This is a genomic window from Bradyrhizobium sp. KZN70725, from assembly GCF_055264925.1.
The window spans coordinates 34252-59419 of record NZ_JBUYWT010000014.1 but is presented as its reverse complement, the minus strand read 5'-3'; the positions used below and the strand labels follow the sequence as shown (position 1 = coordinate 59419).

Here is a 25168-nt window from a genome sequence, read left to right as displayed (position 1 = left end):
CGCTTTAGCTCTTTGTTTGAGCATAATCTTTTCGGAAAACCGCTTCGCACTTTTCCGGATCATGCTTAGTCGCCGTTCCAGCCGCAGGCCCTGAGCCGCTCCCGCATGTGTTCGGGTGCCGGCGCGACCACATGCACCGGGTCCTTGTTCCTGGAGATCGGGATGCCGATCTCGCGGGAATGCAGATGCAGGGTCGGCTCACCGAAGCGCGGACCATTGCCATAGATATTGTCGCCGACGATCGGCCAGCCCATCGCCGCCGAATGCACCCGCAGCTGATGGGTGCGGCCGGTGACCGGCTCCATCGCGAGCCAGGTGAGGCCATCGCCACGCCCCAGCACCTTCCAGTTGGTGATCGCCTTCTGGCCATCCGGGTCCGGCTTCTGCCACCAGCCGCGCTCGGCGTTGAGCCGGCCGAGCGGCATGTCGATGGTGCCTTCATCCTCGGCAGGGCCGCCCTCGACCACGGTCCAATAGGTCTTCGAGATCTTGCTGTGCTTGAACAACAGCCCGAGCGAGGCGGTTGCCTTGCGGTGACGTCCCAGGACGAGGCAGCCCGAGGTGTCCTTGTCCAGCCGATGCGCCAGCACCGGCGGCCGCGGCAGGCCGAACCGCAGCGCTTCGAACGAGGCCTCCAGATTGGGGCCGCCCTTGGGACCGCGATGCACCGGCAGGCCGGCCGGCTTGTCGATCACCAGCATCAGGCCGTCGCGGTGGAGCACCCGGCCCAGGATTTCTTCCGCGGTTAGTTGGGGAACATCGATCAATTCGTCGAGACTTTCGTTTATGGGCCGAAACGGCTAACACGTCCGCGCCATGAACGATACCACTGCGGGAACTCCAAAACAGAGCTGGTGGCAGCGGCTGAAGGGCGGCCTGAAGCGGACCTCGAGTTCGATCGGGACCGCGGTCGCCGACCTCGTCACCAAGCGCAAGCTCGATTCGGCCATGCTCGATGACATCGAGGATGTGCTGCTGCGCGCCGATCTCGGTACCGATGTCGCGGTCCGCATTGCGGAGGCTGTCGGCAAGGGGCGCTACGACAAGGCGATCTCGGCCGACGAGGTCAAGGACGTCGTCGCGACCGAGGTCGAGAAGGTGCTGTCGCCGGTGGCGAAGCCGCTCGAGATCGATACCGCGAAGCAGCCGTTCGTCATCTTGGTGGTCGGCGTCAACGGCTCCGGCAAGACCACGACGATCGGCAAGCTGGCCGCGAAATTCTCCGCCGAGGGCCGCAAGGTCATGCTGGCCGCCGGCGACACCTTCCGCGCCGCGGCGATCGAGCAGCTCAAGGTCTGGGGCGAGCGCACCAAGTCGCCGGTCATATCAGGCGCCCAGGGCTCGGATTCGGCGAGCCTTGCCTTCAGCGCGCTGACCGCGGCCAAGGAGCAGCAGCGCGACGTGCTGCTGATCGACACCGCCGGCCGCCTGCAGAACAAGTCCGAACTGATGAACGAGCTGGAAAAGGTCGTGCGCGTCATCAGGAAGGTCGATGCGTCGGCGCCGCACGCGGTGCTGCTCGTGCTCGACGCCACGGTGGGACAAAATGCGTTGTCGCAAGTCGAGGCGTTTCATCGTACGGCAGGCGTCACGGGGCTCGTGATGACCAAGCTTGACGGCACGGCGCGCGGCGGCATCCTTGTCGCGCTGTCGGAGAAGCACAAGCTGCCGGTGCATTTCATCGGCGTCGGCGAAGGCGTCGAGGACCTCGCGCCCTTCGCGGCGAAGGATTTTGCCAAGGCAATTGCTGGAATCGAGGCATGACCCCGACCCGAAGGGCCGCGTTAGCGCAAAGTGGACACCGGTTTTCGGATCGGGTCATGCCTCAAATCAAAGTAGAGAGTTGATGGACAAGACCCAGCCGCATCCGCTGTTCAAGCTGGCGACCGAACTCGGGCCACTGCTCGTGTTCTTTATCGCCAACGCCAAGTACCATCTGTTCGTCGCGACCGGCGCGTTCATGGTGGCGATCGTGGCCGCGATGATCGCATCCTATGTGGTGACCAGGCACGTGCCGATCATGGCGCTGGTGACCGGCGCGATCGTCTTGGTGTTCGGCACGCTGACGCTGGTGCTGCACGACGAGACCTTCATCAAGGTCAAGCCGACCATCATCTACGGGCTGTTCGCGGCCGTGCTCGGCGGCGGGCTGTTGTTCGGCCGGTCCTTCATCGCCATCATGTTCGACCAGGTGTTCAACCTGACGCCGCAGGGCTGGCGCATCCTCACCCTGCGCTGGGCGCTGTTCTTCGCCGGCATGGCGGTGCTCAACGAGCTTGTCTGGCGCACGCAGACCACGGATTTCTGGGTGAACTTCAAGGTGTTCGGCGTGACGCCGCTGACCATGATCTTCGCCATCGCCCAGATGCCGCTGACCAAGCGCTATCACCTTGAGCCGGTCTCGCTGGAGGCGAGCGAGGCCGACGCGGGCGACGTGCGGAAGGGGTGATCAGCACTCTGCTCCCTCGCCCCGCTCTCTTGTCCGCCGAAGCCCGCCTTCGGGCGAAGGCGGATGCGGGGAGAGGGTTGGGGTGTCTCCACGGATAGGCTCGGAGTTTGTTACAAACACCGTCCAAAGCCCCTCACCCGAAATTCCCGCTTCGCGCGAATTTTCGACCTCTCCCCGTAAGGAACGGGGAGAGGTGAGGGCCAATAAGCCGCTGTCGCTAACTGCCCGCCGCGAGCGCCTTCTCGATCTCGGCCTTGAGCACGCGGTTGACGTTGTCCGGCGTCACCGGGCCGACCAGCTTGTAGACGATGGTGCCCTCGCGCCCGACCAGGAAGGTCTCGGGCACGCCATAGACGCCCCATTCGATCGAGGCGCGGCCGTTGCCGTCGACGCCGACGATGCCGAACGGATTGCCGTAGCGGCCGAGGAAGCGCCGGGCATTCTCGGGCGAGTCCTTGTAGTTGATGCCGATGATCTGGAAGCGCTTGTCCTTGCCGAGCTCGGTCAGCAGCGGCGCCTCGTCGTGACAAGGCACGCACCACGACGCCCAGACATTGACGACCGAGACCTTGCCCTTGAAGGCGGCGGGATCGAGCCCCGGGACCGGCGCGCCGTCCCGCACCAGGCCGTCGAGCGCGGGCAGGGCGGTCTGCGGCGCCGGCCGGCCGATCAGCGCCGACGGGATTTTCGAGGGATCGCCGCCATAGAGCCGCAGCAGGAACAGCCCGGCGAGGCCGAGGAAGATCAGCAGCGGCAGCACCACCAGCAGGCGGCGGGCTTGCGGCGGGCTGTTGGTTGCCTGATCGCTCATCTTATATCCGCCGCGCTGCGGCCGGAGCGACGCGTCACGCCGCTGGCCTCGATCTCCCTGAGGCGCGCCTGTTGCCGGCGATAGTCGGCGATGATCCAGACGATCAGCAGCAGCACGACCGCCGCGACCAGCGCGTAGGAGGTCACGATGAAGGAGGCGTAGGGACCAAGCGCCATCGTGTCACGCCGCTCCAATTTCGTTTGACGCGCTTTGATCGCGCGAACCGGTCGTGAACGAGACGCGGCTGGCCTGTATCATCTGCAGGCTGCGCACGCGCCGGCGCAGGATCTCGTTGCGCATCGCCGCCAGGTGCAAGGTGATGAACAGCAGCGAGAACGCGATCGCCATCACCAGCAGCGGCCACAGGAACGCCTTGTCGAGCGTCGACCCGCCGGCGCGAAACACCGAGGCCGGCTGATGCAGCGTGTTCCACCAGTCGACCGAGAACTTGATGATCGGGATGTTGATCGCGCCTACCAAGGTCAGCACCGCCGCCGCCCGTGCCGCACGTGACGGATCCTCCACCGCGCGCCACAGCGCCATCAGGCCGAGATACATCAGGAACAGGATCAAGACCGAGGTCAGGCGCGCATCCCACTCCCAATAGGTGCCCCACATCGGCCGGCCCCACAGCGAGCCGGTGACGAGCGCAAGGAAGGTGAAGGCGGCGCCGATCGGAGCGGCGGTCTTTCCGGCGACGTCGGCGAGCGGATGCCGCCAGACGAGCGTGCCGAGCGCGGCCACGCTCATGACGCCCCAGACGAACATCGACAGCCACGCATTCGGAACGTGGATGAACATGATCTTCACCGTGGCGCCCTGCTGGTAGTCGTCGGGCGCCATCGCCGACTGGTAGAGCCCGATCGCGAGCAGGATCGCGGTCACGCCCGCGAGCCACGGCAGGATGCGCGCGGTCAGCGCCAGAAACTTGGTCGGGTTGGCGAGGTCGGTCAGCGTCATGGCACCCTGATAATCGTCCGACGTGTCGCAGGCAATTGGCCGATTTCCTCCGGGCGAGATTTGATCGGGCTCATTTCAGTCCAGCCCGTGCCGCAGGCTCGCGGCGGCGGCAAAGGGGCCGATCACGAGGCTGGCAAGCGACAGCGCGCAGAGGATCGAGAACGGCGTTCCAAACGGCAAAGGGCCCGATATCGCCGCCTGCGAGGCCGCAACCCCGAAGATCAGCACCGGGATCGACAGCGGCAGCACCAGCACCGCCAGCAATAGCCCGCCGCGATGCAGCGTCACCGCCAGGGCCGCGCCGATCATGCCGGTGAAGGTCAGCGCCGGTGTTCCCGCCAGCAGCGTCGCGGCGACCGCAAGCGTCGCGGTGCCGTCGAGATTGAGCAGCAGGCCGAGCACCGGGGTTGCGATGATCAGCGGCAGGCCGGCGGCGATCCAGTGCGCCAGTGCCTTGGCGGCGCAGGCGAGTTCCAGCGGCGTCCGGCTCATCACGATGAGGTCGAGCGAGCCGTCCTCGTGGTCGGCCGTGAACAGGCGGTCGAGCGTGAGCAGGCTCGCCAGCAACGCGCCGAGCCAGAGGATGGCGGGCCCGAGCCGCGACAGCAGCGCGAGATCCGGTCCGACCGCGAACGGCATCAGCACCGTGACGGTGAGGAAGAACAGCACGCCGATCAGCGCACCGCCGCCGACGCGCAGCGCGATGCGGATGTCGCGCCGGATCAAGGCGCCAAGCGCGCTCATGCCGCGCCTCCCATCCGCAGATCGCGCGCATCGATGCCGAGCGGCAGATGCGTCGCCGCGACGATCAGGCCGCCCCGTGCGAGATGGTCGCGCATCAGGTCGATGAACAGCGCCTGTCCGGCCGCATCGAGCGCCGATGTCGGCTCGTCCAGCAGCCACACCGGTCGCCGCACCGAGAGCAGGCGCGCGATCGACAGGCGGCGGCGCTGCCCGGCGGAGAGGTAGGCCGCCGGCAGATGCGCGGCGTGGTCGAGCGCCACGGCGGCAAGGCACTGCCCGGCATCCTTGGTCTCGCCGCCGAGGAATTCCCGCCAGAAGGACAGATTTTCCGCAACGCTCAGCGCCGGCTTCAGGGCGTCGCGGTGGCCGAGATAGTGGGCCTGCTCAGGCAGGCTGAGCTCGGCGTCGCCGCCTTCGAGCGCGACCACACCCTCGGCGGGAACCAATAGCCCGGCGAGGACGCGCAGCAGCGAGGTCTTGCCGGCGCCGTTAGGGCCGCTGATGGCGAGCGCCTCGCCTGACGTGGCCGACAGATCGAGGCCGGAAAACACCTCGCGTCCGCCGCGCACGCATTTCAGATTTCGTCCCGAGAGCCGCATGGTTCGTCTTGTCACAGCCCTCTGAAATCTTTCGCTACCGCGTGAGAATTTTTGGGTCGCGCAACGCTGTCGCACGCTTGTCGGTGTGGCGGCGCTTCTAGAAAGGTTCTATAAGCCCGGAACTTGATGCAGCACACACAATCGGCGGCCGCAACCCACCCCAGGCCATCCCTTGGCCAGTGTCGATCGCCGGTGTTTAGTTACCCTTGCCGGGTATAACTGAGAATTGGGATTCCTCGCATGACCTCGCTCGACAGCTTCAAATGCCGCAAGACCCTGAAGGTCGGCGGCAAGTCCTACGTCTATTACAGCCTGCCCCAGGCAGAGAAGAACGGACTGAAGGGGATTTCGAAGCTGCCGTATTCGATGAAGGTTCTGCTGGAGAACCTGCTGCGCAACGAGGACGGCCGCACCGTCAAGAAGGAAGACATCGTTGCGGTGTCGAAGTGGCTGAAGAAGCGCCAGCTCGAGCACGAAATCGCGTTCCGCCCGGCGCGCGTCCTGATGCAGGATTTCACCGGCGTCCCGGCCGTGGTCGACCTCGCGGCGATGCGCAACGCGATGCAGAACCTCGGCGGCGATGCCGAGAAGATCAACCCGCTGGTGCCGGTCGATCTCGTCATCGACCACTCGGTGATCGTCAACTTCTTCGGTGACAACAAGGCGTTCGCGAAGAACGTCACCGAGGAATACAAGCAGAACCAGGAGCGCTACGAGTTCCTCAAGTGGGGCCAGAAGGCGTTCTCGAACTTCTCGGTGGTGCCGCCCGGCACCGGCATCTGCCACCAAGTCAATCTCGAATATCTCGCGCAGACGGTGTGGACCAAGAAGGAGAAGATGACGGTCGGCCGGAAGACCGGCACCTTCGAGGTCGCCTATCCCGACTCGCTGGTCGGCACCGACTCGCACACCACGATGGTCAACGGCCTCGCCGTGCTCGGCTGGGGCGTGGGCGGCATCGAGGCGGAGGCCTGCATGCTCGGCCAGCCGCTGTCGATGCTGCTGCCCGAAGTGGTCGGCTTCAAGCTCAAGGGCCAGCTCAAGGAAGGCGTCACCGCGACCGACCTCGTGCTGACCGTCACCCAGATGCTGCGCAAGCTCGGCGTGGTCGGCAAGTTCGTTGAATTCTTCGGCCCGGGCCTCGACTATCTCTCGGTCGCGGACAAGGCGACCATCGGCAACATGGCGCCCGAATACGGCGCGACCTGCGGTTTCTTCCCGGTCGATGCCGCGACCATCGATTACCTGAAGACCTCGGGCCGCAAGGCCGATCGCGTCAAGCTGGTGCAGTCCTACGCCAAGGCGCAGGGCCTGTTCCGCACCGCCAAGTCGACTGACCCGGTGTTCACCACCACGCTGACGCTCGACCTCGGCGACGTCGTGCCGTCGATGGCCGGGCCGAAGCGCCCCGAAGGCCGCATCGCGCTGCCGGCGGTGTCGACCGGTTTCGCGACCGCGCTGGTCGGCGAATACAAGAAGCCCGAGGGCGAGCAGAAGCGTTATGCGGTCGAGGGCCGTGACTTCGATCTCGGCCATGGCGACGTCGTGATCGCGGCGATCACCTCCTGCACCAACACCTCCAATCCGAGCGTGCTGATCGGCGCCGGCCTGCTGGCGCGCAAGGCGGCCGCCAAGGGCCTCAAGGCCAAGCCGTGGGTGAAGACCTCGCTCGCGCCGGGCAGCCAGGTGGTGGCGGAGTATCTCGCCAATTCTGGCCTGCAAGCCGATCTCGACAAGGTCGGCTTCAACCTCGTCGGCTTCGGCTGCACGACCTGCATCGGCAATTCCGGCCCGCTGCCGGAAGACATCTCGAAGTCAATCAACGAAAACGGCATCGTCGCCGCCGCCGTGCTGTCGGGTAACCGCAACTTCGAAGGCCGCGTCTCGCCCGACGTGCAGGCGAACTACCTCGCCTCGCCGCCGCTCGTCGTCGCGCATGCGCTCGCCGGCACCGTGACCAAGGATCTCGCGGTTGAGCCGCTCGGCATCGGCAAGGACGGCAAGCCGGTGTTCCTCAAGGACATCTGGCCGACCGCCAAGGAGATCAACGCCTTCATGAAGAAGTACGTCACCGCGACGATCTTCAAGAAGAAGTACGCCGACGTGTTCAAGGGCGATACCAACTGGCGCAAGATCAAGACCACGGAAAGCGAGACCTATCGCTGGAACATGAGCTCGACCTATGTGCAGAACCCGCCCTATTTCGAGGGCATGAAGAAGCAGCCGGATCCGGTCACCGACGTGGTCGACGCGCGGATCCTCGCGATGTTCGGCGACAAGATCACCACCGACCACATCTCGCCGGCCGGTTCGATCAAGCTGACCTCACCCGCCGGCAAGTTCCTCAGCGAGCACCAGGTGCGTCCCGCCGACTTCAACCAGTACGGCACGAGGCGCGGCAACCATGAAGTGATGATGCGCGGCACCTTCGCCAACATCCGCATCAAGAACTTCATGCTGAAGGGTGCCGACGGCAATATTCCGGAAGGCGGTTTGACCAAGCACTGGCCCGACGGCGAGCAGATGTCGATCTACGACGCCGCGATGAAGTACCAGCAGGAGAGCGTGCCGCTGGTGGTGTTCGCCGGCGCCGAATACGGCAACGGCTCGTCGCGCGACTGGGCCGCAAAGGGCACGCGCCTGCTCGGCGTGCGCGCGGTGATCTGCCAGAGCTTCGAGCGCATCCATCGCTCCAACCTGGTCGGCATGGGTGTGCTTCCGCTCACCTTCCAGGACGGCACGTCGTGGTCCTCGCTCGGCCTCAAGGGCGACGAGAAGGTCACGATCCGCGGGCTGCAGGGCGACCTGAAGCCGCGCCAGACGCTAACGGCCGAGATCGTCTCCGCTGACGGCGGCAAAAAGGATGTCCCGCTGCTCTGCCGGATCGATACGCTGGACGAGCTCGACTACTATCGCAACGGCGGCATCCTGCATTATGTGCTGCGCAAACTCGCGGCCTAAGGCCCCTTTGTTTGAGCATGGTCTGTCCGGAAAACCGTTTCACACTTTTCCGGACCATGCTCCAACGCGGATTTGTGATCGGTGCCTCACTGCTTAGTGAGTAGCGGCTAAAAAGAAGGCGGCCTATGAAAAGGCCGCTTTCTCGCGTTTTGGGGCACGCAAGTTCAGGGACAGACTTCATGCTCCGTACAATTACGGATGGAAATCATCACGACTGGTTCGCAGTATGACAGCGATGATGGCCTATAACTGTATCTCGCGATGGTCCAGCGCCCTTGGTATCTGCGCAATCGTCGCGATCATCCGCCCCGCCCACGCCGATCCGCGTGCCGTCGTCGAACTCTTCACCTCGCAGGGATGCTCGTCCTGTCCGCCCGCGGACAAGATCATCGGTGACCTCGCGAAGGACCCCAACGTCATCGCGCTGAGCATGCCGATCGACTATTGGGACTATCTCGGCTGGAAGGACACGCTGGCCGATTCCCGTTTCAGCGCGCGCCAGAAGGCCTATTCGCATGTTCGCGGCGACCGCGACGTCTACACGCCGCAAGCCGTGATCAATGGCTCCGCGCATGTGATCGGCAGCGATCGCGCCAGTATCGAGGACGCCATCAAGGACACCGAAAGGAGCGGCAGCGTGATGTCGGTGCCCGTGACGATGACGCTGAGCGGCAAGCAGATCAACGTGTCGGTCGCCGCATCGAAGTCGCCGGCCGTGTCGCGCGGCGAGGTCTGGATCTGCTCGATCTCGAAGTCGGTGCCGATCTCGATCGCGCGCGGCGAGAACCGCGGCCGCGAGATCACCTACCACAACGTCGTGCGCAATCTCCTCAAGGTCGGTGACTGGAACGGTTCGTCCGGGAGCTGGACCGTGCCGCTGGAGAACATCACGCGTGACGGTGTCGATGCTGCGGCGGTGTACGTCCAGGACGGCAACCGCGACAAGCCGGGCCCGATGCTCGGCGCTGCCTTCACCTCACTTCACTAGCGCCTCGCTGCGGTAAGGCGCGATGCGCTGGCTTCCGCCGGTCGCACGCATGTTTTCGTGCAGCCGCATGGCGACAAACCTGCATTCAGTGATCTGCCGAAAGGAAGGCGCCGGTGCTTGGCGCGCGCGTCTTGCTTGCGCAGGTCCCAAAACAAAAAGGACCAACTTTCGTTGGCCCAGTGTTGGGATTTGACTCCCCTGCGAACAGGCCCGATCCCGACGGCCCCGGGGGGCTGGGGGCTGAGGAATCCGGAACCGAAAGGACCGGGCCAACGCAGGATTTCCTTTTCGCAGGGCAGCGGGGCGGGCGATGGGCGGAAGTGGGGCAGCAATATGATTCCGCTAACGTTCCCGTGACTCTGCGGTTTTTCGGACAATCCGCCGCGCGCGGCGGTGGTTAAGGCCCGGTTGCATTGCGATTGGCCCCTTGCGGGCCCGCGCGCTTAGCGCGATCATGTTACTCTCGTGACGATCCCGAAGAGGGGCCTTCGGAACCCGATCGCCACCGAGGTGACAGGAGGCGCTCGATGAGTTTGATCTCGGAGGACACTGATCCGAGCGGGAGTCGTGCCGCGGCGCGCACCGCCGCCGCGACCCCTCAGCCCAATCGCGTGACTTTCAATCGACTTGAACTCAACCGCATTCTCAATCTCTACGGCCGCATGGTCGCCGACGGCGAGTGGCGCGATTATGCGATCGACTTCCTGAAGGACCGTGCCGTGTTCTCGGTGTTCCGGCGCGCGTCGGAAGTGCCGATCTACCGGATCGAGAAGGACCCCCGGCTTGCGCGCAAGCAGGGCATGTACAGCGTGATTTCCGCGACCGGCCTGATCCTCCGTCGTGGCCATGAACTCGAACGCGTGCTGTTCGTGATCGATCGCAAGCTGTCGCTGGTGTAAGCGCGTCAGGTCAGTCCGCTTGTAGCCCGGATGGAGCCAAGGGGCCGCGCGAACGCGCGCCCGATGACAGGCTCCGCGCAATCCGGGGAAGCTGTACTCGCGTGGTAAGACCGTCCCGGATGTCGCTTCGCTCATCCGGGCTACAAATCCGCTGATCCGGCGGCACAGTTGTGCCCGAGTTTCGTAGCCCGGAGGAGGCAACAGGGCGCGCGAACGCGCTCGATGGCAGGCTTCGCGCAATCCGGGGCCGTTGAAGCCCGGATGAGCCTGTCCCGGATTTCGCTTGCGCTTCATCCGGGCTACATCACATCTCGCCTCGCCCAAAAGAAAAGCCCCGGCGGAATGGCCGGGGCTTGGATTTGATCGGCTCGCTCGAGGCGCTTAGTCGCGCTGGCCGAGCAGCTGCAGGAGCAGCGTGAACAGGTTGATGAAGTTCAGGTAGAGCGACAGCGCACCAGTGATTGCCGCACGCTCTGCCATCACGCCACCCTGCGAGGCGTAGCCGTAGATGTAGTCGTTCTTCAGCCGCTGGGTGTCCCAGGCGGTGAGGCCCGCGAACACCAGCACGCCGACCACCGACACGATGAACTGCAGCGCCGAGCTCGCCAGGAACAGGTTGACCAGGCTCGCGATGATGATGCCGATCAGACCCATGAACAGGAACGAGCCCATGCCGCTCATGTCACGCTTGGTGGTGTAGCCGTAGAGGCTCAGCGCACCGAACGTTGCCGCGGTGATGAAGAACACGCGCACGATCGAGGTGTGCGTGTACACCAGGAAGATCGACGACAGCGACAGACCCATCAGCGCCGAGAACACCCAGAACAGGAGTTGGGCGGTCGCGGGCTGCAGGCGGTTGATGCCGGCCGAGATGACGAACACCATCGCCAGAGGGGCGAGGATGAACAGCCACTTCAGCGGGCTCACGAACATCGCGTAGCCGAACTGCGTCAGATAGGCGTTGCCGAACTTGGCGACGGCGGCCGACTGGTCGGTCGTCACCGCACCCATGTAGACGCCGAGCGCGGCGAGGCCGGTGATGGCCAGGCCGATACTCATGTAGTTGTAGATGCGCAGCATGTAGGCGCGCAGACCGGCGTCGACGGCCGCAGCGTCAATGCGCCCGGCGGCCCGGCCGAAAGGAGAAGCGTAGTTGCGGTCTAGGTCCGACATGGTCGAATTCCCGTGGTTGGTCCCGGTGGAGCGCAAGGGATTTGCGGCGCCGGTCGTAAATCTATCTCAGATGGCTCGGTTTGCGGAACATTAATTCCGTGTCATTCAAACCGACTATCCGACCCGATTGGTATGTGGGAAATTAACACATCCGACGCAAGCTTCCACGCGCGGCCGAATGTCGCTCTGCCCTAGCATCATAGGCAAAAACGGCGCTCGCGCCGCTACATTTTGTCACAAATTCCGCAACACTGAGGCCGGCTTCTGGTTTAGCGCGAGCAGCGTCCCGGCGAGCCCCAGTCCGACCGTGACGACCAGCGCGGCGACCACGACCAGCGCGGCGCTGCCGGCCTGCCAGATAAAACTCAGCGTCATCAGCCTAGTCACGATCAGCCAGGCCGCGATCGAGCCGGCGATCACCCCGAACACCGCGGTTGCAAAACCGATCATCAGATACTCCAGCGCGTAGGCGCCGAGCAGTCGCACCCGCGTGGCGCCGAGCGTCTTGAGAATCACGGCGTCATAGACGCGGTGGCGGTGTCCGGCGGCGAGCGCGCCGCCGAGCACCAGGATCGCGGAGATCAGCGTCACGGCGCTGGCGCCGCGGATCGCCAGCACCAGATTGCTGACCACGCTGCCGACCGTCTCCAGCGCCTCGCGGACCCGCACGCTGGTCACCATCGGGAACGCGTCGGCGACCTGCTTGATGATGCGCGCGTCGTCGGCGGAATCGGCGTGTGGTTCCGTCAGGGTCGCGACATGGCTGTGCGGCGCACCCCTGAAGGCATTCGGCGAGAACACCAGCACGAAATTGATGCCGAGGCCCTGCCAGTCGATGTTGCGCAGGTTGGCGATTTTCGCCGGCACGTCGCGTCCGAGCACGTTGACGACGATCTCGTCGCCGATCTTCAACGACAGGCCGTCGGCGATCTTCTTCTCCATCGAGACCAGCGGTGGCCCGCTGTAGTCCGGCCCCCACCATTCGCCCTCGACGATCTTCGAGCCCTTGGGAATTTCGCCGGTGTAGGTCAGGCCCCGGTCGCTCTGCAGCACCCACTCCGAATCGACCGACGGCTTGAGCTGGTCGGCCTTGACGCCGCGCGCGGCCACGATCCGTCCGCGCAGCATCGGTACATCCTCGACGGTCGAGCCGGCGGCGACCTTCGCCAGGAAGGCATTGAAGCGGTCGGCTTCGGTGGAGGGGATGTCGATGAAGAAGAACGACGGCGCCCGCTCCGGCAGGGCGGCCAGGAATTGCCGGCGCAGATTGCCGTCGATCTGGGTGATGGTGACGAGCACCGCCAGCCCGAGCCCCAGCGACAGCACCACCGACGGCGTCAGCGCGCCCGGCCGGTGGATGTTGGCGATCGCGAGCCGCAGCATGGTCATGCGGCTGCGCGGCAGCCGCCGCGCCACCGCCATCAGGAGCTCGGCGATTCCGCGCAGCAGCAGGAACACCGCGATCGACGAGGCGACGAACACGGCAGCGACCCGCTTGTCATAGGCAAGCCCGATCGCGACTCCGATCAGGAGCGCGATCACCACGGCCATCAGCGCCAGATAGCTCCAGCGCGGGCGATGCCACTCGCTGGCGACGGTCTCGCGGAACAGCGCGGCGACCGGCACGTCATGGACACGGCCGAGCGGCCACAGCCCGAACGCCAGCGCGGTGAGCTGGCCGTAGAGGAAGGACAGCGCGAGCTCGTCGGGATGCAGCGCGGGCACCACCGGCAGCGGCAGCAGCTTGCCGAACAGGCCGACGATGACGAAGGGGAGCGCGGCGCCGAGCACGAGCCCGATCACCGAGCCGATCCCGGCCAGCACCACCACCTGCGTGCAGTAGATCGTGAAGACGTCGCGGCCGGTGGCGCCGAGCGCCTTGAACGAAGCGATGACGTCGCGGCGCCGGTCGATATGGCTCTTCACCGCGTTGGCGACGCCGACACCGCCGACCAGTAGCGCCGCGAGGCCGACCAGGGTCAGGAACTGGGTGAAGCGGTTGATGGTGCGCTCGAGCTGCGGCGAGGCATTGCTGCGGCTGCGGACCTCCCAGCCGGCCTCCGGCGCGGCGGTCCGCGCGCCGTCGATCAGCGCGGTGGTGGCGCGATCGTCGTTGGCGCCGTCAGGCAGCTTCACGCGGTAGATCCAGCGCACCAGGCTGCCCGGTTGCAGCAGGTCGGTGGCGTGCAGGCTGGCTTCGCTGACCAGGAAGCGCGGCCCGAGGCCGACGCCGCCGGCAAGCTTGTCGGGCTCGGCCACCACCACGCTGCGGATCTGGTAGGTCGCACTGCCGATGGTGACGCGGTCACCGAGCTTCAGGTCGAGCCGCGCCAGCAACGTCGAATCGGCGGCCGCGCCGTAGACGCCGTCGCGTTCGGCAAGCAGATCGGCGACCGGCATGTTCGGCTCGAGCGTCAGCTCGCCGAGCATCGGATATTTGCCGTCGACGGCCTTCAGCTCGACCAGCGCCAGCTTGCCGTCATTGCTGCGGGCCATCGCGCGCAGCGTGGCCGCGATCGAAACCTCGCCGCGCGTGCGCAGATAGGCGACCTCGTTGGGTTTGGCCTCGCGCGAGATCAGCGAGAATGCGACGTCGCCGCCGAGCAGCGTACGTCCCTCGCGGGACAGGCCGTCGCCAAGGCTCGCGGCGACCGAGCCGACGCCGGCAATCGCCATCACGCCGAGCGCGATGCAGGCGATGAACACGTAGAAGCCGCGCAGGCCGCCGCGCAATTCGCGCAGCGCATAACGGAAGGCAAGCGACGACGCGCGGCTCTGCACCGCGGCTTCGGACGCGATGCTCATGTCGTGGATTGTCCGTCGATGCGGCCGGAGCGCAGCCGCACGACGCGGTCGCAGCGCTGCGCGAGCGCGAGATCGTGCGTCACCAGCACCAGCGTCATGCCGCGCTCGGCGTGCTTGGTGAACAGCAGGTCGACGATCTGCTTGCCTGTCGTCTCGTCGAGATTCCCGGTCGGCTCGTCGGCAACGAGGATCGCGGGATCGGGCGCGAGCGCGCGCGCGATCGCGACGCGCTGCTGCTCGCCGCCGGAGAGTTGCGTCGGATAATGATGCAGCCGCTCGCCGAGCCCGACCGATTGCAGCTCCTGCGCGGCGCGCGCAGCGGCATCGGGATTGCCGGCGAGCTCGAGCGGCACCGCCACGTTCTCCAGCGCCGTCATGGTCGGGATCAGATGGAATGACTGGAAGACGATGCCGACCTGGCGGCCGCGGAAGCGCGCCAGCGCATCTTCGTCGAGGGCATTGAACGAGGTGCCGTTGACGACCACTTCTCCACTGTCAGGACGTTCGAGCCCCGCCATTACCATCAGCAAGGTCGACTTGCCCGAGCCCGACGGGCCGATCAGGCCGATGGCCTCACCCGCTGCCACACGAAGGCTGATATCTTTGAGGATATGGACCCGTGCCGCGCCGGTGCCGAGCGAGAGATTGACGTTCCTGACGGCAATGGTGTCCGGCTCGACGTCGGTCAGTGAAGAGGATTCGATGAGACTGTCCATGGTTCGGTCATATGGCACTTCCGCGTCTGCGGTCGAGGGCCGGTTGAGAATCTTCGTGCACATACTCGTGTTGCTTATGGGCTTGATGACGGCGGCCAGCGCGCAGACGCCAAGGCTGGAGAATGGCCCGGAGAAGGGCCCGGCGAAGCCGATCAAGATGGTGGTTCTGGGCGATTCCCTGAGCGCCGGGTACGGCCTCCCGGGCCCGGCGGCATTCCCGATCCGGCTGCAAAAGGCGTTGGAAGCCAAGGGGATAAAGGTCGAGATGAGCAATGCCGGGGTGTCCGGCGACACCGCCTCGGGCGGCCGCGAGCGGCTCGACTGGTCGGTGCCTGATGGAACCGATGCCGTGATTGTCGAGCTTGGCGCCAATGATGCCTTGCGCGGCATCGATCCCGCCGTCACGCGTGCCGCGCTCTCCGACATCATCACAAAGTTGCAGGCGCGCAAGATCGCCGTGCTCTTGTGCGGCATGCTCGCGCCACCGAACTATGGCAGTGAGTATGCAGCGAAGTTCAACGCGATCTATCCGGATCTCTCGAAGACCCTTGGCGTGCCGCTCTATCCGTTCTTACTCGATGGGGTTGCCGCCGACGCGAAACTCAACCAGGCCGACGGCATGCATCCGACGGCAGCAGGTGTGGACATCGTTGTGAAAAATATCCTGCCCACAGTGGAGGCATTTCTCGGCGCAATATCAGGGCAACGCAGTTGAAGCGCAGGCAGTGAGCCGTGCCGTGTCCGTAGGTTTACGAGCTGTTAACGGGTCATGCTTCGCAGAGTCACATATCTCGGGTACAAATAGGCATCGGTGATTCGTCGCCGGGCCGTTACAGGGTGCGGGCTCCCAAAACCCGCGCCAAGCATCGAGGATTATTGCGATGCCGCGTCTGTTCACTGGACTGGAAATTCCGGCCGATATCGGCCAAACCCTCTCCAGCTTGCGTGGCGGCCTTCCCGGCGCACGCTGGATCGATCCCGAAAATTATCACGTCACTCTGCGCTTCATCGGCGATATCGATGGCATGTGGGCCAACGAGATCGCGACGATGTTGTTTCGGGTAAACCGCAAGCCGTTCGAGGTCAAATTGCAGGGCCTGTCGAGCTTCGGCGGACGCAAGCCGCGCGCGGTGGTTGCCGCCGTCGAGCCGAGCCGGCCGCTGATCGAACTGCAGGCCGAGCTCGAGCGGATGATGCAGCGGATGGGGCTCGATCCCGAGGGCAGGAAATTCACGCCACATGTCACGCTCGCTCGTCTGCATGACGCTTCGAGCCAGGACGTCGCGGATTATCTGTCCGTGCGCGGCTACTTCCCGAGCCGCAGCTTCCTGGCGGACCGCTTCGTGCTGTTCTCGTCGCGCGCGTCGACAGGCGGCGGCCCCTATGTGGTCGAGGATTCCTACGCGCTCTGCGCGTGAGCCTCTTCACCTCGCCCCGCTTGCGGGGAAAGGTCGGATCGCATCGAAGATGCGATCCGGGCGAGGGGGTACGGGTCCGTCGATAGAGCGCGTCGGGTGGTGAGAGCCCCTCACCCCGGCCCTCTCCCCGCAAGAGTGGGGCGAGGGAGAGGAAAGTGCATACCCCACTGGCACAATTCACGGCTTGCAATTTGCCGCACACTAGGGCCGTAAGGTGGGCTCATGCTGTCCACCTCGCCCAGTTCCTTTCTCGAGCTCTACAAATCCCTGGTCGCCTCCGGCGCGATCGAGGCCGATCCCGCCCAGGCCCGCGCCGCCGAGGCATTCGGCGCGCTGGATGAGCGGCTCGCGAGCTACAAGCCGCAGCGCAAGCAAGGCCTGTTCGGGCGGCTGTTCGGCGGCGACAAGGACGACAAGCCGCCGCGCGGGCTCTACGTCCACGGCGAGGTCGGTCGCGGCAAGACCATGCTGATGGATCTGTTCTTCCAGCAGAGCCCGGTCGAACACAAGCGCCGCGCGCACTTCCACGAATTCATGGCCGAGGCGCATGAGCGCATCTACGGCTACCGTCAGCAGATCGCGCGCGGCGAGATCGCGGACGGCGACGTGATCGCGCTCACAGCGCAGGCGATCTTCGACGAAGCCTGGCTGCTCTGCTTCGACGAATTTCACGTCACCGACATCGCCGATGCGATGATCCTCGGCCGGCTGTTCGCCAAGCTGTTCGATCTCGGCACCGTGGTGGTCGCGACCTCGAACGTTGCGCCTGACGATCTCTACAAGGGCGGGCTCAATCGCGCGCTGTTCGTGCCGTTCATCGCGCAGATCTCCGACCACATGGACGTGCTGCGGCTCGATGCGCGCACCGACTTCCGGCTGGAGAAACTCGTCGGCGTCAAGATGTGGCTGGTGCCCGCGGATGACGCGGCCGATGCCGCGCTCAACGCGGCCTGGCGGAAGATGACCGGCAATGCCCCGTGCAAGGCACGCCTCATTCCGATCAAGGGACGCATCCTGAACGTGCCCTGCTCGGCGCACGGCGTCGCGCGCTTCAGCTTCATGGACATCTGCGAGAAGCCGCTTGCCGCGTCCGATTATCTCAGGCTCGCGCACGACTACCACACGATCCTGATCGACCACATTCCGGTGATGGATTACGCCGAGCGCAATGCCGCCAAGCGCTTCATTTCGCTGATCGACACGCTCTATGACAATGCCGTGAAGCTGATGGCCTCGGCCGAGGCCGATCCGGTGTCGCTGTACCTTGCGACCGACGGCGTCGAGGCGATGGAGTTCAAGCGCACATCCTCGCGCCTGATCGAGATGAGCTCGGAATCCTACCTGGCGCTGCCGCACGGCCGGAAGGACTCCTCGGCGAGCGGCGCGTCGACTGGCCTTGTCGAGACCTGAATTCAGTCTCGATATTTCGTCTTGCGCGCGGTCCGGTTCGGCGCAACTTTTCGTGTCTCCGGGGCGGATGTTGCTGGCATGCCTGATCGAATTCCAGGCAGGGCCCGCAATCGGGCAGGCCGTGACTTGAATGGATCATTCGAAAGGGATAACCACCCTTGCAACCGACTTCCCTCCCTCCCGTACACAGTTCAAAGGACTGATTTCCCATGGCACGCGACAAGATTGCTCTGATTGGCTCCGGACAGATCGGCGGAACGCTGGCGCACCTCGTCGGCCTCAAGGAACTCGGAGACGTCGTGCTGTTCGATATTGCCGAGGGCGTGCCGCAGGGCAAAGCGCTCGACATTGCGCAGTCGTCGCCGGTCGACGGTTTCGATTCCAATCTGGTCGGCGCCAATTCCTATGAAGCGCTCGACGGCGCCAAGGTCTGCATCGTCACCGCCGGCGTGCCGCGCAAGCCCGGGATGAGCCGCGACGATCTCCTCTCCATCAACCTCAAGGTCATGGAGCAGGTCGGCGCCGGCATCAAGAAGTACGCGCCCGACGCCTTCGTCATCTGCATCACCAACCCGCTCGACGCCATGGTGTGGGCGCTGCAGAAGGCCTCGGGCCTGCCGCACAAGAAGGTGGTCGGCATGGCCGGCGTGCTCGACTCCGCGCGTTTCCGCTATTTCCTGGCCGACGAATTCCACGTCTCGGTCGAGGACGTCACCGCCTTCGTGCTCGGCGGCCACGGCGACACCATGGTGCCGCTGACCCGCTACTCGACTGTCGCCGGCATTCCGCTGCCCGACCTCGTCAAGATGGGCTGGACCTCGCAGGCGCGCATCGATGAGATCGTCGATCGCACACGCAACGGCGGCGCCGAGATCGTCAACCTGCTCAAGACTGGCTCCGCCTTCTACGCGCCGGCTGCGTCCGCGATCGCGATGGCCGAGAGCTACCTGAAGGACAAGAAGCGCGTGCTGCCCTGCGCCGCCTATCTCAACGGCGAGTACGGCGTGAAGGACATGTATGTCGGCGTGCCGGTCGTGGTCGGCGCCAAGGGTGTCGAGCGCATCGTCGAGATCGAACTGGCGGGCAAGGACCGCGAGGCTTTCGACAAGTCGGTCGGTGCGGTGCAGGGCCTGGTCGACGCCTGCAAGAAGATCGCGCCCGATCTGCTCGGCAAGTAATCTCGATTGGCAATGGCCCGATAGGCGGTTTCAATCGCCTGTCGGGTGCAAGGCGATGAAATTCCGGCGGATTTTTTAGTTGCGCGAGCTTTGGTATATGGTATGCCAGTCTCAAGGCTGACGTAAAAGGTCGCCGCACGAGGGTTTGGGAGCGTCTTTCCATGAATATCCATGAATACCAGGCCAAGGCTTTGCTGCATGAATTCGGCGTGCCGATCTCGCGCGGCGTGCCGGTGCTGAAGCCGGAAGAGGCCGACGCGGCGGCCAAGCAGCTGCCCGGCCCGATCTGGGTAGTGAAGAGCCAGATCCATGCCGGCGGCCGCGGCAAGGGCAAGTTCAAGGAAGCATCGGCCGGCGACAAGGGCGGCGTCCGCATCGCCAAATCGGCCGCCGAGGTCGCCGAATTCGCCAAGCAGATGCTCGGCGCGACGCTGGTCACGGTGCAGACCGGTCCGCACGGCAAGCAGGTCAATCGCCTCTACATCGAGGAAGGCTCCGACATCGACAAGGAGTTCTACCTCTCGATCCTGGTCAATCGCGAGACCTCCGAAATTTCCTTTGTGGTGTCGACCGAAGGCGGCGTGAATATCGAAGAGGTCGCGCATTCGACCCCGGAAAAGATCGTCTCGTTCTCGGTCGATCCCGCGACCGGCATCATGCCGCATCACGGCCGCACGGTTGCCAAGGCGCTGAAGCTGACCGGCGATCTCGCCAAGCAGGCCGAGAAGCTGACCGGCCAGCTCTATGCCGCCTTCGCCGCCAAGGACATGGCGATGCTCGAGATCAATCCGCTCGTCGTCACCAAGCAGGGCCAGCTGCGCGTGCTCGACGCCAAGGTGTCATTCGACAGCAACGCGCTCTATCGTCATCCGGACGTGGTCGCGCTGCGCGACGAGACCGAGGAAGACGCCAAGGAGATCGAGGCGTCGAAATACGACCTCAACTACGTCGCGCTCGACGGCACGATCGGCTGCATGGTCAACGGCGCCGGGCTCGCCATGGCGACCATGGACATCATCAAGCTGTATGGCATGGAGCCGGCGAACTTCCTCGACGTCGGCGGCGGCGCCAGCGTGGAGAAGGTCGCGGCCGCGTTCAAGATCATCACCGCCGATCCGAACGTGAAGGGCATCCTGGTCAACATCTTCGGCGGCATCATGAAGTGCGACGTGATCGCCGAGGGCGTGGTCGCCGCGGTGAAGCAGGTCGGCCTCAAGGTTCCGCTGGTGGTGCGCCTCGAAGGCACCAATGTCGAGCAGGGCAAGAAGATCATCCGCGAGAGCGGCCTCAACGTCCTGCCCGCCGACAACCTCGATGACGCTGCACAGAAGATCGTGAAAGCCGTCAAGGGAGGCTAACGATGGCCGATCATCTCGACGCTCCGACACCGCTGGACGAACACCGCAAGCTCGCGGCGTTTGCGGGCGAGTGGAGCGGCGAAGAGATGGTCTATCCGTCGCGCTGGACCGCGGGCGGTCCGGCCACCTCGCAGGTCGTTGCGCGCATCGCGCTCAACGGCTTCTACCTGATCCAGGACAGCGTGCAGACCCGCGACGGCAAGGAGAGCTTCGCCACCCACGGCGTGTTCACCTACGACCGCGACGATCGGGCCTACAAATTGTTCTGGCACGACTCGCTCGGCTACTACCCGCCGTCACCGGCGTCCGGTAGATGGGCGGGCAAGTCGCTGATCCTGGTGCGCGGCTCGCTGCGCGGCAATGCCCGTCACGTCTACGAGGTCGTCGACGACAACACCTACAACATGAAAATCCAGTTCTCGCCTGACGCGGAAGGGTGGGCCGACGTGCTCACCGGCGTGTACCGGCGTATTCACTGAGCATGATCCGGAAAAGTGGTCTCCGGTTTTCCGACAAGATCATGCTCAAACCATAGAGTCCCATCACCGATCGTCTCGCGAAAGCATCTCGAACCATGTCCATTCTGATCGACAAGAACACCAAGGTCATCTGCCAGGGCTTCACCGGCAAGAACGGCACGTTCCATTCGGAAGCGGCGATCGCTTACGGCACCAAGATGGTCGGCGGCGTGGCGCCGGGCAAAGGCGGCTCGACCCATCTCAACCTGCCGGTGTTCGACACCGTCGCCGAAGCGCGCGAGAAGACCGGCGCCGACGCCAGCGTGGTCTATGTCCCGCCGCCGGGCGCAGCCGACGCGATCTGCGAGGCGATCGACGCGGAAATCCCGCTGATCGTCTGCATCACCGAGGGCATCCCGGTGCTCGACATGGTGCGCGTGAAGCGCTCGCTGTCGGGCTCGAAGTCGCGGCTGATCGGGCCGAACTGCCCCGGCGTGATGACCGCCGGCGAATGCAAGATCGGCATCATGCCGGCCAACATCTTCAAGCCCGGCTCGGTCGGCATCGTCTCCCGCTCCGGCACCCTGACCTATGAGGCGGTGTTCCAGACCACCCAGGAGGGTCTAGGCCAGACCACCGCGGTCGGCATCGGCGGCGACCCTGTCAAGGGCACCGAGTTCATCGACATGCTGGAGATGTTCCTGGCCGACGAGAAGACCAAGTCGATCGTGATGATCGGCGAAATCGGCGGCTCCGCCGAGGAGGACGCCGCCCAGTTCCTCAAGGACGAGGCCAAGCGCGGCCGCAAGAAGCCGATGGTCGGCTTCATTGCCGGTGTCACCGCACCTCCCGGCCGCCGCATGGGCCATGCCGGCGCGATCATCTCGGGCGGCAAGGGCGACGCTGGTTCCAAGACCGCGGCGATGGAAGCCGCCGGCATCAGGGTGTCGCCGTCGCCGGCGCGCCTCGGGCACACGCTCGCGGAAATGCTGAAGTAACCGCCGTCCGGCGAGTTCCCTTCGAGGTTTGGCGTGATTTGGGGCGGGTTCTCCTTGGGGAACCCGCTCTTTTATTGCGTTTTGGTGCCGGAATGCCGATCAATAAAAAATGAAAATAAATTCATTTCTTAGTTCTTTTAGGCAGGAATATCTGTCCTACATAGGGTAAAGGGTATCAATCCAGCCGGCGCACTTCCAGACCGGCATCAGCGCCGTCTCCTACGCGCGAACCGAAAAAATCACCAGGACTGCCCATGTCTCGCCAAGACGCGAACGCCGCTTTTGCACTCTCATCATTCCTGCAGGGCACCAACGCCGCCTACATCGACGACCTCTACGCCCGCTACGAGCAGGACCCGTCGTCGGTCGACGCCGAATGGCAGGATTTCTTCAAAAGCCTGAAGGACGCCCCGGCCGATGTCCAGAAGAACGCCGAGGGCGCCTCGTGGGGCCGCGACAACTGGCCGGTGACGCCGCGCGACGAGCTGACCTCGGCGCTCGACGGCAACTGGGCCCAGGTCGAGAAGGCGGTCGGCACAAAGCTCGCGGCCAAGGCGCAGGCCAAGGGCGCCGAACTGTCCGATGCCGACGTCCATCAGGCCACCCGCGATTCGGTTCGCGCACTGATGCTGATCCGCGCCTACCGCATGCGCGGCCATTTCCACGCCAAGCTCGATCCGCTCGGCATCGAGGCGCCGCGCGACCGCGAGGAGCTCGATCCGCGCTCCTACGGCTTCACCGAGGCGGACTTCGATCGCAAGATCTTCCTCGACCACGTGCTCGGCCTCGAATACGGCACGCTGCGCGAGATCGTGCAGATCTGCGAACGCACCTACTGCCAGACGCTCGGCGTCGAATTCATGCACATCTCGAACGCCGCGCAGAAGGCGTGGATCCAGGAGCGCATCGAGGGGCCGGACAAGGAGATCTCGTTCACGCCCGAGGGGCGCCGCGCGATCCTCAACAAGCTGATCGAGGCGGACGGCTTCGAGAAGTTCTGCGACACCAAGTTCACCGGCACCAAGCGCTTCGGCCTCGATGGCGGTGAATCGCTGATCCCGGCGCTCGAGCAGATCATCAAGCGCGGCGGCAATCTCGGCGTGAAGGAGATCGTGGTCGGCATGCCGCATCGCGGCCGCCTCAACGTGCTGACCCAGGTGATGGGCAAGCCGCACCGCGCGCTGTTCCATGAGTTCAAGGGTGGTTCCGCCAACCCCGACTCGGTCGAAGGCTCGGGCGACGTCAAGTATCACCTCGGCGCCTCCTCGGACCGCGAGTTCGACGGCAACAACATCCATCTGTCGCTGACCGCAAACCCGTCGCATCTCGAGATCGTCGATCCGGTCGTGATGGGCAAGGTGCGCGCCAAGCAGGACCAGCACGGCGATCCGCCGGATATGCGTATCTCCGTGCTGCCGCTGCTGATGCACGGCGACGCGGCATTCGCAGGCCAGGGCGTGGTGGCTGAATGCTTCAGCCTGTCCGACCTGAAGGGCTATCGCACCGGTGGCTCGCTGCATTTCATCGTCAACAACCAGATCGGCTTCACCACCTACCCGCGCTACTCGCGCTCGTCGCCCTATCCGTCCGACGTAGCGAAGATGATCGATGCGCCGATCTTCCACGTGAATGGCGACGATCCGGAGGCCGTGGTGTTCGCGGCCAAGGTCGCGATCGAGTTCCGGCAGAAATTCCACAAGCCGGTCGTCATCGACATGTTCTGCTACCGGCGCCACGGCCACAACGAGGGCGACGAGCCGGCCTTCACCCAGCCGGTGATGTACAAGAAGATCGCTTCTCACCCGTCAACGCTCGAGATCTACGCCAAGCGGCTGGTCGCTGACGGCGTGTTGACCGAGGGCGAGGTCGAGAAGGCCAAGGCCGACTGGCGCGCGCGGCTCGACGCCGAGCTTGAAGCCGGCGCCGGCTACAAGCCGAACAAGGCCGACTGGCTCGACGGCAAGTGGGCAGGCTTCAAGATCGCCGACCAGGAAGAGGACGCCCGCCGCGGCGTCACCGGCGTCGATGTCGCCGTTCTCAAGGATATCGGCCGCAAGATCACCAAGGTGCCGGACGGCTTCCGCGTCCACCGCACCATCCAGCGTTTCCTCGACAATCGCGCCAAGGCGATCGATAGCGGTGTCGGGATCGACTGGGCCACCGGCGAGGCCCTGGCATTCTGCACGCTGCTGCAGGAAGGTCATCATGTGCGACTGTCCGGCCAGGATTCCGAGCGCGGGACCTTCTCGCAGCGCCATTCAGTGCTGATCGACCAGGAGGACGAGAGCCGCTACACGCCGTTCAACCATCTCGGCGGCGAAGACACCGGCCACTACGAGGTCATCAACTCGCTGCTGTCGGAAGAGGCGGTGCTCGGCTTCGAATACGGCTACTCGCTGGCCGAGCCGAATGCGCTGGCGCTCTGGGAAGCGCAGTTCGGCGACTTCGCCAACGGCGCGCAGGTGGTGTTCGACCAGTTCATCTCCTCGGGCGAACGCAAGTGGCTGCGCATGTCGGGCCTCGTCTGCCTGCTGCCGCACGGCTACGAAGGGCAGGGACCGGAGCATTCCTCCGCGCGCCTCGAGCGTTACCTGCAGATGTGCGCCGAAGACAACATGCAGGTGGTCAATCCGACCACGCCGGCGAACTACTTCCACGTGCTGCGGCGCCAGCTGCATCGCGAGATCCGCAAGCCGCTGATCCTGATGACGCCGAAGTCGCTGCTGCGCCACAAGCGCGCGGTGTCGCAGCTCGAGGAGCTCGGCAAGAACGCCACGTTCCACCGCATTCTGTACGATGACGCGCAGATGCTGCCGGACGAGAAGATCAAGCTGGTGCCGGACGACAAGATTCGCCGCGTCGTGCTGTGCTCCGGCAAGGTCTACTACGATCTCTACGAGGAGCGTGAGAAGCGCGACATCGATGACATCTATCTGATGCGCGTCGAGCAGCTATATCCGGTGCCGCTGAAGGCGCTGGTGCAGGAGCTCGGCCGCTTCAAGAACGCCGAAGTGGTCTGGTGCCAGGAAGAGCCGCGCAATATGGGCTCCTGGCACTTCATCGAGCCCTATCTGGAATGGGTGCTCAACCAGATCCACGCACCCAACAGGCGTCCGCGCTATGCAGGCCGTCCGGCATCGGCGGCAACCGCGACCGGCTTGATGTCGAAACATCTGGCGCAGCTCAAGGCGCTGCTCGACGACGCACTGAACTAACGACTTTCATTGAAGCCATGCCCCGCGA

The 25168-nt window shown here is 64.8% G+C and carries 22 protein-coding genes; 13 read left to right on the top strand and 9 right to left on the bottom strand.

Annotated elements, in window-relative coordinates; genetic code table 11:
- Positions 1-65 precede the first annotated feature (65 nt).
- Positions 66-767, bottom strand: coding sequence for an RluA family pseudouridine synthase (locus ACZBJS_RS15950; protein WP_057020938.1), 702 nt, complete (start codon positions 765-767; stop codon positions 66-68).
- 49 nt (positions 768-816) lie between these two features.
- Between ACZBJS_RS15950 and ftsY the strand changes: the two genes are divergently transcribed.
- Complete coding sequence (ftsY, locus tag ACZBJS_RS15945; RefSeq protein ID WP_038384709.1) at positions 817-1764, top strand: signal recognition particle-docking protein FtsY; 948 nt, start codon at positions 817-819, stop codon at positions 1762-1764.
- A gap of 82 nt (positions 1765-1846) precedes the next feature.
- Entirely contained in the window at positions 1847-2449 is a 603-nt protein-coding gene (locus ACZBJS_RS15940; protein WP_057020937.1) for a septation protein A, read from the top strand.
- 217 nt (positions 2450-2666) lie between these two features.
- On the opposite strand, the gene ACZBJS_RS15935 is transcribed toward ACZBJS_RS15940, so the two are convergent.
- From ACZBJS_RS15935 to ccmA, 5 genes are all read right to left on the bottom strand, one after another.
- Positions 2667-3260, bottom strand: a complete 594-nt coding sequence (locus tag ACZBJS_RS15935) for a DsbE family thiol:disulfide interchange protein (protein ID WP_057020936.1) — start codon at positions 3258-3260, stop codon at positions 2667-2669.
- A complete protein-coding gene (ccmD, locus tag ACZBJS_RS15930) occupies positions 3257-3436 on the bottom strand; it encodes a heme exporter protein CcmD (protein WP_057020935.1) in 180 nt (59 codons plus the stop codon). The genes ACZBJS_RS15935 and ccmD overlap by 4 nt, the downstream gene beginning before the upstream one ends.
- A gap of 4 nt (positions 3437-3440) precedes the next feature.
- On the bottom strand, positions 3441-4220 hold the full coding sequence (locus tag ACZBJS_RS15925) for a heme ABC transporter permease (protein ID WP_057020934.1): 780 nt from the start codon (positions 4218-4220) through the stop codon (positions 3441-3443).
- A gap of 75 nt (positions 4221-4295) precedes the next feature.
- Positions 4296-4964, bottom strand: a complete 669-nt coding sequence (gene ccmB / locus ACZBJS_RS15920; RefSeq protein WP_057020933.1) for a heme exporter protein CcmB — start codon at positions 4962-4964, stop codon at positions 4296-4298.
- Positions 4961-5563 carry a heme ABC exporter ATP-binding protein CcmA gene (ccmA, locus tag ACZBJS_RS15915; RefSeq protein WP_253638307.1) on the bottom strand — a complete coding sequence of 201 codons (603 nt, stop codon included), beginning with the start codon at positions 5561-5563 and terminating at the stop codon, positions 4961-4963. The genes ccmB and ccmA overlap by 4 nt, the downstream gene beginning before the upstream one ends.
- 240 nt (positions 5564-5803) lie before the next feature.
- Between ccmA and acnA the strand changes: the two genes are divergently transcribed.
- The 3 genes from acnA to ACZBJS_RS15900 all read left to right on the top strand — a co-directional run bounded on the left by acnA (position 5804) and on the right by ACZBJS_RS15900 (position 10411).
- Positions 5804-8524: an aconitate hydratase AcnA gene (gene acnA, locus ACZBJS_RS15910; RefSeq protein WP_229190000.1), complete on the top strand. Its 2721-nt coding sequence runs from the start codon at positions 5804-5806 to the stop codon at positions 8522-8524.
- Between the two features lie 226 nt (positions 8525-8750).
- Positions 8751-9512 (top strand): DUF1223 domain-containing protein, encoded by a 762-nt coding sequence (locus tag ACZBJS_RS15905; RefSeq protein ID WP_057020930.1) that lies wholly within the window; start codon positions 8751-8753, stop codon positions 9510-9512.
- 527 nt (positions 9513-10039) lie between these two features.
- A complete protein-coding gene (locus ACZBJS_RS15900) occupies positions 10040-10411 on the top strand; it encodes a DUF2794 domain-containing protein (RefSeq protein WP_028340822.1) in 372 nt (123 codons plus the stop codon).
- A 381-nt stretch (positions 10412-10792) separates the two neighbouring features.
- Here ACZBJS_RS15900 and ACZBJS_RS15895 read toward each other — a convergent pair whose 3' ends face one another.
- From ACZBJS_RS15895 to ACZBJS_RS15885, 3 genes are all read right to left on the bottom strand, one after another.
- A complete protein-coding gene (locus ACZBJS_RS15895) occupies positions 10793-11584 on the bottom strand; it encodes a Bax inhibitor-1/YccA family protein (RefSeq protein WP_021078796.1) in 792 nt (263 codons plus the stop codon).
- A 234-nt stretch (positions 11585-11818) separates the two neighbouring features.
- The gene (locus tag ACZBJS_RS15890) at positions 11819-14389 is read right to left on the bottom strand and encodes an ABC transporter permease (RefSeq protein WP_463438863.1); all 2571 of its coding nucleotides are present in this window, start codon (positions 14387-14389) and stop codon (positions 11819-11821) included.
- The gene (locus ACZBJS_RS15885; RefSeq protein WP_028336302.1) at positions 14386-15105 is read right to left on the bottom strand and encodes an ABC transporter ATP-binding protein; all 720 of its coding nucleotides are present in this window, start codon (positions 15103-15105) and stop codon (positions 14386-14388) included. The genes ACZBJS_RS15890 and ACZBJS_RS15885 overlap by 4 nt, the downstream gene beginning before the upstream one ends.
- A gap of 55 nt (positions 15106-15160) precedes the next feature.
- Between ACZBJS_RS15885 and ACZBJS_RS15880 the strand changes: the two genes are divergently transcribed.
- The 8 genes from ACZBJS_RS15880 to ACZBJS_RS15845 all read left to right on the top strand — a co-directional run bounded on the left by ACZBJS_RS15880 (position 15161) and on the right by ACZBJS_RS15845 (position 25140).
- The gene (locus tag ACZBJS_RS15880; RefSeq protein WP_410469806.1) at positions 15161-15820 is read left to right on the top strand and encodes an arylesterase; all 660 of its coding nucleotides are present in this window, start codon (positions 15161-15163) and stop codon (positions 15818-15820) included.
- Positions 15821-15986: 166 nt separating this feature from the next.
- Entirely contained in the window at positions 15987-16523 is a 537-nt protein-coding gene (gene thpR, locus ACZBJS_RS15875; RefSeq protein ID WP_057020928.1) for an RNA 2',3'-cyclic phosphodiesterase, read from the top strand.
- A gap of 222 nt (positions 16524-16745) precedes the next feature.
- Positions 16746-17933 carry a cell division protein ZapE gene (gene zapE / locus ACZBJS_RS15870; protein WP_316398399.1) on the top strand — a complete coding sequence of 396 codons (1188 nt, stop codon included), beginning with the start codon at positions 16746-16748 and terminating at the stop codon, positions 17931-17933.
- Positions 17934-18142: 209 nt separating this feature from the next.
- The gene (mdh, locus tag ACZBJS_RS15865) at positions 18143-19111 is read left to right on the top strand and encodes a malate dehydrogenase (RefSeq protein ID WP_028336306.1); all 969 of its coding nucleotides are present in this window, start codon (positions 18143-18145) and stop codon (positions 19109-19111) included.
- A 161-nt stretch (positions 19112-19272) separates the two neighbouring features.
- Positions 19273-20469: an ADP-forming succinate--CoA ligase subunit beta gene (gene sucC, locus ACZBJS_RS15860; protein ID WP_057020926.1), complete on the top strand. Its 1197-nt coding sequence runs from the start codon at positions 19273-19275 to the stop codon at positions 20467-20469.
- Positions 20470-20471: 2 nt separating this feature from the next.
- Complete coding sequence (locus ACZBJS_RS15855; protein ID WP_076834630.1) at positions 20472-20948, top strand: DUF1579 family protein; 477 nt, start codon at positions 20472-20474, stop codon at positions 20946-20948.
- 95 nt (positions 20949-21043) lie between these two features.
- Positions 21044-21925: a succinate--CoA ligase subunit alpha gene (sucD, locus tag ACZBJS_RS15850; RefSeq protein WP_028340814.1), complete on the top strand. Its 882-nt coding sequence runs from the start codon at positions 21044-21046 to the stop codon at positions 21923-21925.
- 254 nt (positions 21926-22179) lie between these two features.
- On the top strand, positions 22180-25140 hold the full coding sequence (locus tag ACZBJS_RS15845; protein WP_076834628.1) for a 2-oxoglutarate dehydrogenase E1 component: 2961 nt from the start codon (positions 22180-22182) through the stop codon (positions 25138-25140).
- Positions 25141-25168 lie beyond the last annotated feature (28 nt).